This is a genomic window from Dyadobacter diqingensis, assembly GCF_024220585.1.
Classification (GTDB): Bacteria; Bacteroidota; Bacteroidia; order Cytophagales; family Spirosomataceae; genus Dyadobacter; species Dyadobacter diqingensis.
Map to the genome: position 1 here is coordinate 69,440 of NZ_JAMXKF010000002.1, position 12,069 is coordinate 81,508.

Annotated in this window: 13 protein-coding genes; 6 read left to right on the forward strand and 7 right to left on the reverse strand. The window is 44.4% G+C overall.

Annotated features, from left to right (window positions below):
* The first annotated feature begins 74 nt into the window (after positions 1-74).
* The 4 genes from M1L62_RS06080 to M1L62_RS06095 all read left to right on the forward strand — a co-directional run bounded on the left by M1L62_RS06080 (position 75) and on the right by M1L62_RS06095 (position 5,268).
* A complete protein-coding gene (locus tag M1L62_RS06080; RefSeq protein WP_254412134.1) occupies positions 75-1,151 on the forward strand; it encodes a M23 family metallopeptidase in 1,077 nt (358 codons plus the stop codon).
* Between the two features lie 57 nt (positions 1,152-1,208).
* Positions 1,209-1,940, forward strand: coding sequence for a bacillithiol biosynthesis deacetylase BshB1 (gene bshB1, locus M1L62_RS06085; protein ID WP_254412135.1), 732 nt, complete (start codon positions 1,209-1,211; stop codon positions 1,938-1,940).
* Between the two features lie 180 nt (positions 1,941-2,120).
* Positions 2,121-2,675: a peptide-methionine (R)-S-oxide reductase MsrB gene (gene msrB, locus M1L62_RS06090; RefSeq protein WP_254412136.1), complete on the forward strand. Its 555-nt coding sequence runs from the start codon at positions 2,121-2,123 to the stop codon at positions 2,673-2,675.
* A 190-nt stretch (positions 2,676-2,865) separates the two neighbouring features.
* On the forward strand, positions 2,866-5,268 hold the full coding sequence (locus M1L62_RS06095; RefSeq protein WP_254412137.1) for an ABC transporter permease: 2,403 nt from the start codon (positions 2,866-2,868) through the stop codon (positions 5,266-5,268).
* 6 nt (positions 5,269-5,274) lie between these two features.
* On the opposite strand, the gene M1L62_RS06100 is transcribed toward M1L62_RS06095, so the two are convergent.
* The 4 genes from M1L62_RS06100 to M1L62_RS06115 all read right to left on the reverse strand — a co-directional run bounded on the left by M1L62_RS06100 (position 5,275) and on the right by M1L62_RS06115 (position 7,842).
* On the reverse strand, positions 5,275-5,733 hold the full coding sequence (locus M1L62_RS06100; protein ID WP_254412138.1) for a GNAT family N-acetyltransferase: 459 nt from the start codon (positions 5,731-5,733) through the stop codon (positions 5,275-5,277).
* A 13-nt stretch (positions 5,734-5,746) separates the two neighbouring features.
* A complete protein-coding gene (locus tag M1L62_RS06105; RefSeq protein ID WP_254412139.1) occupies positions 5,747-6,187 on the reverse strand; it encodes a GNAT family N-acetyltransferase in 441 nt (146 codons plus the stop codon).
* 105 nt (positions 6,188-6,292) lie between these two features.
* A complete protein-coding gene (locus tag M1L62_RS06110) occupies positions 6,293-7,168 on the reverse strand; it encodes a c-type cytochrome (RefSeq protein ID WP_254412140.1) in 876 nt (291 codons plus the stop codon).
* 53 nt (positions 7,169-7,221) lie between these two features.
* Positions 7,222-7,842, reverse strand: coding sequence for a YceI family protein (locus M1L62_RS06115; protein ID WP_254412141.1), 621 nt, complete (start codon positions 7,840-7,842; stop codon positions 7,222-7,224).
* 244 nt (positions 7,843-8,086) lie between these two features.
* Between M1L62_RS06115 and M1L62_RS06120 the strand changes: the two genes are divergently transcribed.
* Both M1L62_RS06120 and M1L62_RS06125 read left to right on the forward strand, forming a co-directional pair.
* On the forward strand, positions 8,087-9,091 hold the full coding sequence (locus M1L62_RS06120; RefSeq protein ID WP_254412142.1) for a helix-turn-helix domain-containing protein: 1,005 nt from the start codon (positions 8,087-8,089) through the stop codon (positions 9,089-9,091).
* A gap of 144 nt (positions 9,092-9,235) precedes the next feature.
* A complete protein-coding gene (locus tag M1L62_RS06125) occupies positions 9,236-9,796 on the forward strand; it encodes a cupin domain-containing protein (RefSeq protein ID WP_254412143.1) in 561 nt (186 codons plus the stop codon).
* Positions 9,797-9,849: 53 nt separating this feature from the next.
* Here the strand turns inward: M1L62_RS06125 and M1L62_RS06130 are convergent, their stop codons facing one another.
* The 3 genes from M1L62_RS06130 to M1L62_RS06140 form a co-directional block, all read right to left on the reverse strand.
* The gene (locus tag M1L62_RS06130; protein WP_254412144.1) at positions 9,850-10,350 is read right to left on the reverse strand and encodes an anthrone oxygenase family protein; all 501 of its coding nucleotides are present in this window, start codon (positions 10,348-10,350) and stop codon (positions 9,850-9,852) included.
* A 160-nt stretch (positions 10,351-10,510) separates the two neighbouring features.
* Positions 10,511-11,497: a hypothetical protein gene (locus tag M1L62_RS06135; RefSeq protein WP_254412145.1), complete on the reverse strand. Its 987-nt coding sequence runs from the start codon at positions 11,495-11,497 to the stop codon at positions 10,511-10,513.
* 5 nt (positions 11,498-11,502) lie between these two features.
* Entirely contained in the window at positions 11,503-11,889 is a 387-nt protein-coding gene (locus M1L62_RS06140) for a hypothetical protein (protein ID WP_254412146.1), read from the reverse strand.
* Positions 11,890-12,069: the final 180 nt, after the last annotated feature.

Consider the following 12,069-nt stretch of genomic DNA (forward strand, 5'->3'; position numbering starts at 1 on the left):
CAACTCAGACATTTAAAGTCGGGCTACCAATTTGTGCAAAACACAGTTGGTAGCCCGATACATTAATAATATTTATGAAAGAAAAGCTTATTGTAGGTTTGCTAATGGTCGTGTGTTTGATCCCCTGGAACACGCAAGCACAAGAGCGAGGAAAGTTCAAGAAAAACCCGAAAATCAATCAGGCAGGAAGTAATGCCAATGAAGGCCCAACCAAAGTAGGAACGCCTCAGCCCGAGGACGAATACCAGGTAGAAACCTCTACCTTAAAATTCCAGAGCCAGTTTGAACCTGTAAAACCGCTCAATCCCGTTGTAAGTGAGGACACTTCAACAATTGACGAAGGAGAAACCGATGTGGTAGAAGTTGTCGATTCGCTTCTTGTGGGAGACGAATGGGTAAAATCTGCCGAGTATTACGTGATCTGGGACGCCCGGACCATCAACCCTTATGGTTTGAGCCCGCTTGATTTTGACGAACCTGTCGATTTGACTTTGTATAACCCTGCTGTTAACCGGATGTGGAGCACGCCCATGCCGCAGACACCGACGACTTCTAATTTTAGCTATCGTTGGGGCCGCTGGCATAACGGAACCGACCTTGATCTGGAAACAGGTGACACGGTCCGGTCAACGTATGACGGGATGGTCAGGATTGTAGCCTGGGACGGAAGCGGTTATGGAAAATTCATTCTGGTACGTCATTACAATGGGTTGGAAACACTCTACGGTCACCTTTCCAAGCAATTGGTGGAGTCGGGCCAGTTGGTGAAAGCTGGTGAGGTAATCGGGCTTGGCGGTAATACCGGCCGTAGCTCTGGCTCTCACTTACACTATGAAAACCGTTACGAAGGAAATCCGTTTGACCCAAGAAATATTTACGACTGGGAAAATGCTCAGATCAAATCGGATCACTTTTTACTAACCAGCAATGCATGGAGTCACCTCCGCGGCGGACGTACCACAAAAAGCGAGTTTGATGCTGGCGATGCGCCGGCCGCCTACACACGTTCGATTTTGCATAAAGTGCGTTCAGGAGATACGCTGTCATCCATCGCGTCAAAATACGGAGTTGCTATTTCGGCTATTGCCAAAAAGAACCGGATATCAACCCGGTCAACTTTACGCCTGGGCCAAAAAATAAGAATCAAATAACAAGTCAAGCCGGATTAATTCCGGCTTTATTTTTACAATAGAAAGCAAAAAGCCCCAATGAAACTTGATATTCTTGCCATAACTGCACACCCCGACGATGTAGAACTTTGTTGTGCAGGTACTTTACTAGCCCAAATGGCACTGGGTAAAAAAGTCGGGATTGTTGATCTTACCCGTGGAGAACTTGGAACCAGAGGTACACCCGAAGGCCGTATTCAGGAAGCTGCCGACGCGGCCAAGGTGCTCAATGTTGATATAAGGGAAAATGTGGGCCTTTCAGACGGCTTTTTTCAGAATATAGAAGCACAGCAGAAAGCAATTATCCCTTACATCAGAAAGTACCAGCCGGATATCGTTATAACGAACGCCATCGACGACCGCCATCCCGATCACGGGCGCGGAGCACAACTGGTAGCCGACAGCTGTTTCTATTCGGGACTAAGGATGATTGAAACTTTTGACGAGCAGGGCAATAAACAGGAAGCATGGAGGCCACGCCTGGTTTTTCATTCCATCCAGGACCGATACATCAAACCGGATTTCGTGGTGGATATTACTGCATTCCATGACCAAAAAATACAGGCAGTCCGTGCATTCAAAAGCCAGTTCTTTAACTCTGAATATGATGCAAACAGCGATGAGCCGCAAAGTTATATCTCCTCCCCTGCTTTTCTGGAATTTATTATAGCCAGAGCACAGGAAATGGGACATGCCATTGGCGTTAAATATGGCGAAGGATTTACGACACGCCGTATGCTCGGTGTTCAGGATCTTTCTTCATTCATCTGACCTGCAATTTTTACCCGATAGTAAAGCCTGGGATCGAATTTTTGATTTCAGGCTTTTGTTTTACATTCATAGCCAACAAAACCAAGCGAATATCAAATTGCCGGAACAAGGTGAAATGTCAATATGTTACATCTTTGCGTGCCTAAATTTCGTATATCTTAAAAAATAAAGCTGACGATAATGAAAAATAAACTGATAATGTTGTCTCTGATAATCTCAGGGTTATGGTTTCAAAGTTGTTATGGTCAAGAACAAAAGACCAAAAGTCCGGTTTACTCGCATACTGACACCAATAAGGTAAATCAGTCGGACAAGGATTGGAAAAAAGTGCTTTCACCCGAGATTTATGACGTAGCCCGACTGAAAGGAACGGAACGCCCGTTTTCCAGCAAATTTGAAACTTCCAAAGAAATTGGCACATACTATTGCGCCGTCTGCGGGAACCCGCTTTTTCAAAGCGATACCAAATTTGACAGCGGATGTGGCTGGCCAAGTTTTTACGAGCCGATCAGTAAAACTTCAATTCTTTACCACAAAGACACAAGTCTGGGCATGGTCAGAACGGAGGTAACATGCGGACGCTGTAAATCGCATCTTGGACACGTTTTTGACGACGGACCTCCTCCAACAGGTTTGCGCTATTGCATCAATGGTGTGGTACTTGATTTTGAAAAAGCCAAAACGGCTGAAAAAAGTTATTCCAAAAAACACAAAAAATCAACAAGCGGTAAATAACCTGAATCACAGATTCCTTCAAACGGCGTTAAATCGGCAGACCTGATTTAACGCCGTTTGTTTTTTCGTTCATACTGTAAGAAACCAAAAAGTTAAAAAGCGTTAAATCCGGCGATCCTGTTAGCTTAGCCACCGACACTCTCCTAATTTTGGGAAATGAAATACTTTCCAAATTAGCCTGACAAACTCCATGCTCCATAACTACTTCAAAATCGCCTGGCGGAACCTTTTGAAACGTAAATTCTTTTCACTGGTGAGCATTTTTGGTCTTTCTGCCGGCATGACATTTACCTTCCTGATCGGCAGTTATGTGTGGAGCGAATGGCAGGTTAATGCGACTTTGAAAAACCCCAAAAATCAGTATATCCTTCAAAGCAAATGGACGGACGAAAATATGGGGATCGAAATTGCGACCCTGGGTCCGCTGGGAAAATCGCTCAAAGAAGATTATCCGAATCTGGTTGCGAATTACTACCGCTTTGACGGGATAACGGTGGCCGTTTCAAACGGCGATAAACATTTTCGGGAGGATGTCCAGGCCGGAGATTCCACTTTTCTTTCCATGTATGGATTTCCGTTGCTTTATGGTGATGCCAAAACAGCCTTGCAGCAACCCAATTCGGTAGCGATTACGGAAGAAAAAGCAATTAAATATTTTGGAAAAACGGACGTGCTCGGTCAGATACTTAACCTGGATAACTTTGTCGGACAAAAACAGGAGTATAAGATTACGGCCGTTCTGAAAACGATTCCCGACAATTCGGTAACTAATCTCTTGAAATCTCCTGCCAATATTTTCATTCCGCTCGGTAGTCTGAAAGGCCGTCAAAATGCCGAAAGCTGGTCTTTCCCCTACATGATCACCTACCTCGAACTGAAAGAAGGTATCAAAAAAGAGGATTTGAACAAAGCCATACAGCAGCTTTTAGCGACCAATACCCCGGAAAACATCAGGACAAATCTGAAAGTTTATCTGACACCGTTGACCGATTTTTACATGCAGCAGAATAACGGTCTCGCAAGAAAAATGATTTACACCTTATCGGGCGTTGCTCTTTTCATCCTGCTGATGGCCGTTGTCAATTTTGTCAATATTACCATCGGGAATTCATCCTCACGGATCAAGGAAATCGGTGTCCGCAAGGTGCTTGGCAGTCTTCAAAGCCAGCTCATCAAACAATTTCTGGCCGAGTCGGTTATCCTCTCCGCCGTAGCTATGCTGCTCTCAGTTGGTTTCTATGAGCTTTTCCGGCCTTATTTCGCAGATATTCTGGGCAGACAGATCAGTTCATTTTTTGCTTTGCTCCCCTATTCAATACTTACGGTTATCGCGTTCACAGGAATCATTGCGTTACTGGCCGGCATTTACCCTGCGTTTATTCTATCCTCACTTCCCGCCATTGAATCAGTGAAAGGAAAACTTCGGTCTGTGAAGGATAACATTCTGTTCCGAAGAGTCCTGATCGTGGCACAATTCTCCATTGCGTTATTTGTTTTCGCCGCCGCAACTTTAATTTCCAAACAGGTCAGTTATTTTTTCAGCAAAGATCTCGGTTACGACAAAACATCCATCGTATCCATAGCCGCCCCGCGCGACTGGACGCCGGAAGGTGTCACAAAAATGGAGTCGGTACGCAATCAAATGGGACGTATTACAGAAGTTTCCCAGGTCAGTTTGTCCTATGAAATACCGAATGGAAATTTTGGAAATACCAATGGTTTATACAAAACAGGTCAGGATTCCACGCAAGCCGTTTACACGCAGATGCTTTCCACGGACGAGAAATTTGCAGATACCTATCGACTTAAAGTGCTGGCAGGAAAATTCTTCCATGCAAAAGAAGGGATTTACAAAGCCGACGAAATTGTGATCAACGAAGCGGCTGTAAAAGCGCTGGGATATCAAAGTCCTCAGGACGCCGTCGGCCAGCAGATACGGATGCATTTCAGTAGTACTCCCCTAATCATCGCGGGAGTAACACAGGATTTCCACTTCGAGTCCATGCACCAGCAGATCAAGCCACTGGCTTTTCTCCATATCAAAACAGCCAGCGTTTACCGGTATTTGTCTTTCAAAATCCCGCCTGGTAATATTGCTACGTCACTTAACAGTATCGAAAAAAAATGGCGCGAGCTGATGCCGGATGCTCCTTTTGAATATGTTTTTATGGACGATACGCTTATGAAACTTTACAAATCAGAAATACAACTAAAAAAGGCAGCGGGCATTGCCACAGTCCTCGCCATCATCATTGTGCTGTTGGGAATTCTGGGAATGGTATCGCTTAATGTTTCAAAAAGGACCAAAGAACTTGGCATACGGAAAGTTTTGGGTGCTTCGGAGGCGAGCATTGTGATGCTTTTTCTGCAAGAATTTGCGATCGTTACAGCCGTTGCCCTGGTTATTGCCTTTCCACTGGTGTGGCTGGGACTTACTAAATGGCTGCAAAACTATGCCTACCGTATTGAGATCGGGTGGGCCAATTTTGCAGCCATAACCATTATTTTTGGATTGATCGTCACCGCGCTCGTCGGTATGATGACTTTCCGGGCTGCGTTAATGAATCCGGTAAAAGCCATCAGCACGGAGTAGCCCAGCTTATTTCCAGACAAACGAATCGATGTGACATTCCATCCGGTACATATCCAAACCCTCGGCCCAAAAGTCTTTGGCAACTTCTTTTAGTTCAAAACCAAGTTTTTCATAAAACTTGTACACAAGCTGCGAGGTACGGACCGACACGATTTTGATACCACCCATTTCGCGGATACGTTCAATCCGGAATTTCGTGAGCTGGCTGCCCAGCCCTTTCCCCTGGCTTTCCGGATGAATGATATCCCATGAAATCCTGATCGTTTCAGGGTCATCAGACAAATTGAGACCACCACAACCCATCACTTTATTTTCCATTTCAACGACATAATAATACTCCAGGCGATTGTCCAGATATTCAATCAAATCCTCCCGTTCCTCCGGTGCAAAATACTGCGGCGTGTTTAATCTCAACAGTTCCAGAACTCCGGCTTTGTGTTTTTCCTCGTATTTCTTAATCTCCATGTGATATTAATAATTATTGCAGTTTCATGGCCAGAATTGGAAAAGGCTTGCCCAGACCATCTGTTTCCGAACGATCTGTTACGTCAAAACCCATATGCCTGTAAAAGTCCACGGCCTTGGGATTTTGTTCATTCACATCAACCCGGGTCACCCCTTTCTCGCTGATTGCGAATTGCAGCAAAAACTTGCCGATTCCTTTCCCAAAAGAATACGGATGTACAAACAGCATTTCAACCTTATCTTCGGCCAGCCCGATAAAGCCGGTTATTTTATCCTGCTCATCCCGAACGCAGTATAAATCGACGGCGTCAAGGTATTCATGCAGGATAAGCGGTTTAAAAAACTGAATATCTGCCTCGCCAAGAAAATCATGACTGGCTCGAACCGATGCCTCCCAAAGTTCAGTAATCTGAAAATAGTCTTCCCTGGATGGTGAATCAATAAAAAGTGACATGCTAAAAGTACGCTTCGTTAATCTGCAATATAATATTTCGTGTCGTATTTAGCTCATTCAGGCACAATAACCGTTAATAATCACTAGCCGAATGACGGCTCCCCATTATCTGGAATGAAGAAACTGATACAACGACGCAAGCTCTTTATCTTCGTATTGAGCGGTCATCTGCCAGGGCATGTCATCATTTTTCATCTGATGGCCATCCGGCGTTTTTCCGCTTCGCAGGGTTTGTAAAAACTGTTGCTGCGTCCACTTGCCAGGGTTTCCGCTTGATGTAATATCCGGCACGGGTGGAAGTCCGGGAGCCAATGGGTCACCTCCCTTAAAGTCTGCGCGATGACAACCACTGCATGACACAGCGAGGTATTCTCCTAGTTTTATTCCTTCTACGGTATCGGCTCTTGCTACCATCGGTTTCGCATGATCAATTTTTTCAACCGAAAACAGTGGCATTTTATCAAAGTAACTCATCACATTGGCCACCGGCCCGAGGTTGATCGGAGGCAGCTCATGATCCACATCAGGAACCGTCTGGCAGTAAGCGATAATGGCGGCCATATCCTGCTCAGACAGTAGTGTTGTTTCGTGCGAGGGCATAAAGATCAGTGGCTGTCCGCTTTTATCAATGCCGTGACGAAGTGCCTTTATCCAGTCTGTGGCGCTGTAATCCGACGGCAGACCTCCTTTTCCACCCGTCAGATTGCTGGCTGAAAGTCGTCCGACGGCGCCGTCGTCCATCATGATCCTGCCTGAAAGGTCCTTGCTGTGGCAATCCTGACAGCCCTTAATCGCCACGAGATGTTTTCCCCGCGCTAGCGTTACGCTGTCCGATTTTATGTCTAAAACCTCGTTGTCAAAATTGTATTGTCGGACTGTCCTGTTTTTTATGTTCATGGCAATCAGACCATAACCTGCGCCTAGCAAAGCGATTACCGATAGCAGCGTTATCCCTGCCCATTTTAATATTTTTATGATCATGGCTAATGATATTTTAAAAATTGTCTGACCTTGGCGGGCAGACAATTCCGTTCTTATTTTTTCTCCCCCGATAATTGCAAATGAATTTCAACCATCGGCTCAATATAATTTTCCGGCGCCAGATCAGGAGCCGTCGCGAAAGTTATCCCCCATTTTGTCCGGTCAAATTTGACATTTCCTTCTACCGATAAAAGATTTCCGGCAATCACAATTTTAGCAGGAAAAGATACCGGATTAGTTTTTCCAAGGATCGTTAAATTACCGTTAACCAGATAGTTTGCTCCTGCAACATCACCTTCCTTCGCCCCCGAATACGGCTTAACGTCGGTAATGTTATAGGTCACATCCGGGTGTAGCGCCATGTTGAAAAAATCAGGGCTTTGAAGATGGTGTACCAGCTGTTCCTTCACCTGTTCGGTCGGCAGGTTAAGGTTGATAATGGATGAAACCGGAATGGTAAACGAACCGCTCTTTACACGCCCATCCTGCACGGTGATGTCGTCACTCTCAACAGCAATGGTACCGTTATTAAAATAACCGGTTTTCAGGAATCCTTTCCACTCAGCCACCGACTGCGGGTTAAGGGTAAATTTTGTTGATGAAGCAAGATCGTGATCGGTACAATTCCATAAAAATGCCGGAACGGCTGCTAATAGCAAAAGTTTCTTTTTCATGACTAATAGATTGATTTGTGATTTTTACTGCTGCAAAAATGATCATTCAAAATCACTTCAACCTACGCCAAATGGAATACGGGATACGCAAAACGGATTTTTTCAAAACGCTTAAACCTGATGGTACCGGTTAATAACTATTAAGCTTTTTACCGCCAGATCTGCCGCCCCGGATGAATCAAAACCCTACTTTTGCTACCAGAATTTCATTCTGTTTGGGAAAAAGTAGAAATCAAAAATTGTTATGGCATTTGTAATTAATGCTGCGGACATTATTAGTTTCGAGGCGTTGCCGGCTCCGAAATCGGTAACGGACAGTATTCCTGTCAAGCCAGTAACCGCTCCGGGTTATTTTCATCCCTCGGTTGGACGGATCAATTTCGCGCACATCGCAACACCTTATATGCAGGTGACTGACATGCGGTTTGAAATGCATAATGACTCCGAACTTCGCGATGTTGACTCAACCGACACCATCAATATCAACTTTTTCATGAAAGGCAGGTTGGACACCTGTTTCTCAGGCCTGAGTCATGAATTAAACATGCGTCCGAATTATCACAATCTGGTGTATTCTCCCGAAGGAAAAGACGTAAGCAGAATAGCGGCAAATCAGGAAGTTGAAATGCTGCATATCAGCTTGCAGAGGGACTTTTTTCTTTCTTGCCTGGATATTTCAGATACGTGGAGCGACCGCGTTATTGATGATCTGCAACATAACAGACCCTTTTCAGGAAACCGGAATAATCCTGAAACCACGCCATACATGCTTCGTCTGATCGACTCTATCAGAAATACGAATGAAACCGGGCCGATGCGAAATCTGCTTTTACAGTCAAGGATTCTGGAATTACTCGCGCTGCAAATGGAGCAGTTTCGCAGGACAGTTTCAGTGCATGAAGAAATTCGTGCGGACGAAGCCGAAAAACTTCATCTGCTTAAAAATTATCTGGATACCAATTTCCTTGCAGATCTTAACCTGACGCAGCTAAGCCGGATTTGTCTGCTTAACGAATTTAAAGTCAAGAAGGGCTTTAAGTTATTGTTCAATACCACCGTTTTCAACTATTTACGCAAACTACGGATGGAATATGCCGGTAATTTACTGGCTAATTGCACCCTTTCAGTAGATGAAATAGCCAGCATCCTGAACTACGAACATTCCCAGCATTTCTCCATCGCTTTTAAAAAATATATGGGTGTCAGCCCTTCGGCTTATCAGAACAAAGGCAGACCGGTGACAATATAACCCCGAAAACACCGATATATCTAACTGACAACTAGCCCATTAAATAAATTAACCTGGACATTCATTTCCGGTTTCTGTAAATTGGATTATCAATTCAGCTTCCATCAGCAGCTGAATTAATCAATCCTGTAAATTTTCCCGGTTATGAAACGAAGGATATTCATTCAATCCGCATGGTTGGCGGTTCCATGGGCCTCATCCGAGCCTAGCGACCAACAAACAGATGACAAAAAGCCATTTGCTGTAAAGAAAGGCGAGGGAAGATATCACGGGCACATTCAGTTGAAAGGCGTCAACTCAAATGTGCAGGATGTGAAGGTTTCCGGAAGAGATACCAACGGTCAACTCGCCATTTTTGAACAGACAGGTCTTTCGCCGAGGCGTGGAGTTCCCCTGCATATCCATCCTGATCAGGACGAAATATTTCAGGTACTGGAAGGCGAATATCATTTCCAGGTAGGCCAGGAAAAGTTTCAGCTTAAAGCGGGTGAAACCATTTTTTTGCCCCGAAAAGTCGCCCACGCCTGGATTCAGGTAAGTGAACAAGCGAAAATGAGCGTTATCGTACAGCCAGCCGGAAAGCTTGAAGATTTTTTCGTTTATATGGCTGCATTGGCAAAAGAGCCAACCAAAGAAGAACTGGCGGCAATTTTTGCCAGGCATGACATGCAAATTGTAGGGCCTCCTATGAAACCCGAAAACTAAGACTGCCTGTCCTTCCCCTCTGGAATTTCATATTCAAAACCGTGAAAATGAATCTATTCTGCACTCCTGTCCAGACAAGCCAGAATAACCAGTAAAAGCGAGATAACCCCGGCAACCGTACGTATCGTATGAAAGCGGTTCCATGGCAGTTCAAAATCTGCCCTTTGTTTAGCGATGACCTCTACCGAAGCCGATTGCAGATCAAATTGGGCCAGGGTTTCATTCAAAGGAACATTTCCCGTTACGGTAACACCAAAAGTACCTATTACATAAACCAAGGTTGCTACGAGTAAAAACCAAAAGCGCGTGGACACGCCGTGCTGGTATTGCAAAAAAGCACTAATTGGCAAAAGGAGTAATGTCCCCATAAAACTGAAAAGGAAAACCGGGTTAATAATCGCCACGTTGATGGACTTCATCGCGGCAATGTATTCCCTGTCGCCAAGTTGTGCCAGACCAGGATTTACCGAGCAGGAGTAGGCGTAAAAAAGACCGGCGATTAAAGCCGTGGTCAGGGCGGTGGTCATTAAAACTAAATTGGAAATTGACGTCATGGCCTTAAAGGTTTTAAATTCGGTTACAAAAATGCATAGATGGACCGGCAAAAAATAGAATAAATCCGACAGCAAAAAAGAGTTAAGGCAGCACCTCAACTCTTGATCATTATCGACACTGAACACTTGATTTCTGAATTTTCACATACGACTATCAATTTTACTTTTCGAACGGGCTGAACGAAATACCAATGTTGAAATAACCGGTTGGATCCTGAGTGGTTTTAAAAGAATAATCGCCCGCCGGCTGGTTTTTTGCAGTTCCCCGGGAGGCAATCACATGGGTTAAACCAGCTTTAAAAGTTGTAACAATGTTTTTCCCCAGATTATGCTCATAAACGATCCCGGATTTCAGCTCAAACTGGCGATAGTCATAAGTTTTGATAAAATCCGGGTTGTTAAGGTTTACATACAAAACTTCGGTTTCCAGCTCGCTGCCAAGCGATAACCGGCTATTGGGAAACAAAGTCCTTCGCAGGAACAAACGCTGCGGAAGTGTTACATCAATTGTCCAGCGCGGATCTTTGAATTTTTGCTGATAGGAGAAAATCGGCAAAACCGGGTAAAGCGAGGAAATATCAGCGAAGCCGGTCAGACCCGCCGTAATTGTCGTATTTTCAGTTCTTTTAAAAATCATCGTCGCAGAAACAATCCCTTTCACCCGGCCCATGCTTTTGTCGGTCGCGTCGGCAATTATCGACGCGTTGTATATCACCGGTTTATTAAAAAGGGAGGAAAAGCGCGTGACATTAATGGCGGTTGTTACCAGATGAAATTCCATTTTATCTTCTACCGAATTGGCCAAAGGCAAACCAGAATTTTCTCCGAAATTATTAAACTCAAACAGTTCATATTTATACCGCAACGAAGTAAAAACCTGCCAGTTTTTACTTTTATATATTGGAATATTAACCCCGGCTTTGAGGCGGTAATGATTTGAAATTTCTCCGCTGTTCAGATTCCCCGACCTGACCTCCGGCGTGTAGTGTTTGGGAGCGAACTGCTCAGCCTGTAACTCAAAATTTTTTCTAAGTGGGAATTTATCGGTCTTCAAAGCGGATACGGCCTGTTTCACCGGTTGGCGTGTCTGGGCCTCTGCTTCGCCGCACAGGCAAAACAACACAGGCAAGAAAAGGGTCTTTTTCATAGAATTTATTTTGTTATTAAAAGAGATGAATAAGCATGCTTGTTGATCAGCAAAAGCGATATGGAGAGCAGTAGAATGGGCGCCGCCGCGGCAAGACCTTTCAGGTTATCTGCAAAAATGTCAAACAGAATAATGTTGATGATAACCGGTATAAAAAGGATCGTGGTAAGCCGGACGTAATAATTGGAAAGCAGCGATAAAGCAGTAATAATTTCAAGCACTTTTACCGTTTGCATGAGATAACCAGTATCCCAAAGGCCTGTGATTATGCGGATTGCAGTCGGGCTCATGCCCATCTGCTGGGGCGTTTTTTGGAAAGACATCACCAGAGTAAGTGTCAGGAAGGTGCCAAGCAAAAAGCGGACAGCCGTGTAATATTTGAGATATTTCATTTTGTGATAATTATTTGACGCCGTAAAAGTCTCCAAGTTTGAAGACGGAACAGCTATTTGTTTCATGTGGGAAACTGGTTTCCTCGATGAAACTATCTCAGCATGATTAAAAGCTTCCCTTTTTACGTTCTTCTGAAAATCAGTCTGTGTTTACAGGATAATACTTTTAAATTAGCGCAA